This window comes from Mycobacterium sp. (assembly GCF_049280035.1).
GTDB lineage: Bacteria > Actinomycetota > Actinomycetes > Mycobacteriales > Mycobacteriaceae > Mycobacterium.
Genome location: NZ_JBAPPI010000395.1, coordinates 1 through 3,299, shown reverse-complemented (window position 1 = coordinate 3,299; position 3,299 = coordinate 1). Strand labels below are relative to the sequence as shown.

Here is a 3,299-nt window from a genome sequence, read left to right as displayed (position 1 = left end):
CTTCGGGGGTGTTGCGCATCAGGCCGTCGAGGATGCCGCCCAGCATTTGGGTGGACGCCAGACCCATATTTTCGTAGGCCTGATTGACCACTAGCTTCTGAGCTTGCAACTGCGACAATGGGATTCGCGCCAGCTCGGCGGCGATCTCGGCGACCCTGGCCTCCAGCCGCTCGAAGGGGACCGCCTCGTTGATCAGTTCGACCTCGGCAGCCTGCACGCCGGTCAGTGGCCGGCCCGTCAACGAGTGCCACTTGACCTTGGCCAGGCTGAGCCGATACAGCCACATCCCGGTCAGATAGGCGCCCCACATGCGGCTGTACGGGGTGCCGATGACGGCGTCGTTGCTGGCGATGACGATGTCGGCGCACAACGCATAGTCGCTGGCCCCGCCGACGCACCAGCCGTGCACTTGGGCGATCACCGGTTTGGATGCCCGCCAGATCGCCATGAACTTCTGCGTGGGTCCGGTCTCGCGGGCGGTGACCAGCGCGAAATCCTTGCCCGGATCCCAGCGTCCCGCGGTGTTCATCGCCTTGCCCCAGTGCTGGAAGCCGTCACCGAAGTCGTAGCCGCCGGAGAACGCCCGGCCGGCGCCGCGCAGCACGATCACCTTGATTTCCGGGTCCCGCTCGGCCAGGCCCACGGCGGCCTCGATTTCGTCGGGCATGGGCGGAACGATGGTGTTGAGGTGGTCGGGGCGGTTCAACGTGATGGTGGCGACCGGCCCCGCCGTCGCGTACAGCAATGTTTCGAATTGAGCAGCAGGCATAACTGAATGCTGACAGCCCAACTCAGCTGCCGGCCCTACCGGGTGCCGGAACTAATCGTCAGCATGTCGTCGCTGATCCCAGCGCTCAAGCCGTGCCTGCAACTCCAGCAGGCCAAGCCCGGCGACCGGAGCCGCAATGACGAAGCATGTCACAATGAGTGGAGTCATCTCGACCTCCTATTGGGCGCTCCCACCCTAACCTTCCCCACACATCTTTCTTAGCTGGATTTAAGGTACGCCTTAGGTAGCCGTCAGGAAAGTCAAATCGCCCGATTTTTCCAACATGTGTCGAAAAAGTTATTTCCGGCGCTGGCTGTGACGGAAGTGACGCCAGCAGCTTACTGGTGTCAAGTGCCCAACATCCGCCACAGGAACGCGAAACTGAGCGCGGACTTGAACGCGGTCTGCGCGTTGTCGGCGGCACCGGCGTGGCCGCCCTCGATGTTCTCGTAGTACCAGACCCGATGGCCCGCGGCTTCCAGGGCTGCCGTCGTCTTGCGGGCATGACCCGGATGCACCCGGTCGTCACGGGTCGATGTGGTGATCAGTACCGGCGGGTAATCGATGTCAGCCGAAATATTGTGGTACGGGGAGTATTCGGCGATGAACTCCCAATCATCCGGATCGTCCGGGTCGCCGTACTCGGCAACCCACGACGCGCCCGCCAGCAGTAGATGGAAGCGGCGCATGTCCAGCAACGGCACCTGACAGACCAGCGCACCGAACAATTCCGGGTACTTGGTCAGCATGATGCCCATCAGCAGACCTCCGTTACTGCCGCCCTGCGCGCCAAGCTGCTGCACAGTGGTGATATCGCGGTCCACCAAATCGGTTGCCACCGAAGCGAAGTCCTCGGCGACCCGATGACGGCCCGCGCGCATCGCCTGGGTGTGCCAGCCGGGGCCGTATTCGCCACCGCCGCGGATGTTGGCCAGCACAAAGGTGCCGCCGCGCGCCAGCCACAGCCGGCCCAACACGCCGTCATACCCGGGGGTGCGGGCGACCTCGAAACCGCCGTAGCCGCCCAGCAGCGTCGGACCGGGTCCAGTCGCGTCCCGAGGGCGCACCACGAAATACGGGATCGCGGTGCCATCGTTCGACGTAGCGAAATGCTGTGCGACGGTGATGCCTTCGGCGTCGAAGAACGCCGGCGCGGATTTGATCTGTTCCAGCGGTCCGTCGACCGCCCCGTGCAGCAGCCGCGACGGTGTCGTGAATCCGCTTGAATCCAAGAAGATTTCGTCGCCGGTGTCGTCGGCGGCGGCGATAACGGTGTTGGTATTGGTCGGCACATCGGTCAACGGTCGACGCTGCCAGGTGCCCGGTGTGACGATCTCGACGCGGCTGGCCACATCGGCCAGCAGGACCACGACGAGCCGGTCGCGGGTCCAGGCGTAATGCAGCAGGCTGGTGTGCGCGTCGGGCTCGAACACAACGTTCAACTGTGCTGTGCCGGCCAGGAATTCGTCATATTCTGCGGCCAGCAGCGAGCCCGCGGTATAGCTGGCACTGCCGGTGATCCAGTCGGTGCGCGGCTCGATCAGCAACCACTGCCGGTGCACCGATATCGATGCGTCGGTGGGCGCATCGATCCGGATCAGTTCGTCACCGCGCAGCTCGTACATCTGGTCGTTGAAGAAGTCGAGGGCCCGTCGCAGCATCGTCCGCTCGAAGCCGGGCGTGCGGTCGACCCCCGCGGCCGCGATGACGTCGCTGGGCGAGCCTTCGAACACCGTCTGCGCATCCTCGACCGGTTGCCCACGGCGCCATCGCTTGACGATGCGCGGGTAGCCGGATTCGGTCAGCGAGCCAGGGCCGAAATCGGTGCCAATCAGCAGAGTGTCCGGATCGACCCAGCTGAATCCGGACTTAGCTTCGGCAAGGGCGAACCCTCCCTCGACGAATTCGCGTGTGGCCATATCGAATTCACGCATGATAGCTGCGTCTGAGCCGCCACGGGACAGGCTGATCAGGGCCCGCGTGTGATCGGGTTCGATGACGTTGGCGCCGGCCCACACCCACATCTCGTCGTCAGCGCGAGCCAGTTCGTCGACGTCGATCAGCACATCCCAGTCCGGGCTATCGCTGCGATAGCTGTCCAGTGTGGTCCGCCGCCACAGCCCGCGTGGGTTGGCGGCGTCGCGCCAGAAGTTGTACAGATAGTCGCCGCGACGGCGCACGTAGGGGATCCGGGCATCGGTGTCGAGCACTTCGAGTGCTTGCGCGCGCATGCGCTCGAACTCGTCGCCGGCGAACTCGGTCACCGTCGGCTCGTTGCGGGCGCGCACCCAGTCCAATGCGTCCTCGCCGAGGATGTCCTCCAGCCAGAGATAGGGGTCGATCGCCTCATCACCAGACATGCGACTCATTGTGGCGGCGGCGGTACTGTGATCTGTATAACACCGTCAAACGAGGAGCTGACCCTAATGACCGTCTACGCACGTCCGGGTTCCGCTGGGGCGCTGATGTCGTATGAATCGCGATACGGCAACTTCATTGGGGGCGAGTGGGTAGCACCAGTGGGTGGCCG

The 3,299-nt window shown here is 64.3% G+C and carries 3 protein-coding genes; 1 reads left to right on the top strand and 2 read right to left on the bottom strand.

All coding sequences use genetic code 11. The annotated features are described in order from the left end of the window. The coding region (locus tag WAN71_RS13180) for a crotonase/enoyl-CoA hydratase family protein (RefSeq protein WP_422225754.1) at window positions 1-769 on the bottom strand (769 nt) is incomplete at its 3' end. 347 nt (window positions 770-1,116) lie between these two features. After that, the gene (locus WAN71_RS13175) at window positions 1,117-3,129 is read right to left on the bottom strand and encodes a prolyl oligopeptidase family serine peptidase (RefSeq protein ID WP_422225753.1); all 2,013 of its coding nucleotides are present in this window, start codon (window positions 3,127-3,129) and stop codon (window positions 1,117-1,119) included. A gap of 66 nt (window positions 3,130-3,195) precedes the next feature. Between WAN71_RS13175 and WAN71_RS13170 the strand changes: the two genes are divergently transcribed. After that, a partial coding sequence (locus WAN71_RS13170; protein WP_422225755.1) for a hypothetical protein occupies window positions 3,196-3,299 on the top strand: 104 nt, incomplete at its 3' end.